This window comes from Marinifilum sp. JC120 (assembly GCA_004923195.1).
In the GTDB taxonomy this organism is placed as follows: domain Bacteria; phylum Desulfobacterota; class Desulfovibrionia; order Desulfovibrionales; family Desulfovibrionaceae; genus Maridesulfovibrio.
The window spans coordinates 1-462 of the sequence record RDSB01000125.1 but is presented as its reverse complement, the minus strand read 5'-3'; the positions used below and the strand labels follow the sequence as shown (position 1 = coordinate 462).

Annotated in this window: 1 protein-coding gene; it reads right to left on the bottom strand. The window is 43.3% G+C overall.

The genetic code is table 11. The annotated features are described in order from the left end of the window. Positions 1–186: 186 nt before the first annotated feature. The coding region (locus D0S45_20665; protein ID TIH06692.1) for a hypothetical protein at positions 187–462 on the bottom strand (276 nt) is incomplete at its 5' end.

Here is a 462-nt window from a genome sequence, read left to right as displayed (position 1 = left end):
CACAGAATGTARCAGGCACAGCCGAAGCCGCRCCCGATTGGTTCTGTTCTAATAAATGCACCCGTTCCCTTGCGGGTCAGGGATTCAAGGCATGTATTAGCTCTAGAATTACTACAGTTATCCATGTAGCATTTACGATCTAAGGAACCATAGCTGATTTAATGAGCCATTCGCGGTTTCACCGTTTTAAGGTATGTACTTAGACATGCATGGCTTAATCTCTGAGACAAGCATATGACTACTGGCAGGATCAACCAGTTTGTTCACAGTTATATAATATACCCTTGTGGGCCAGGGTAATTTTACATTGGTTTTCAGGAGAACCAGACACCATCCTGGCTTAATCTCTGAGACAAGCATATGACTACTGGCAGGATCAACCAGTTTGTTCACAGTTATATAATATACCCTTGTGGGCCAGGGTAATTTTACATTGGTTTTCAGGAGAACCAGACACCATCC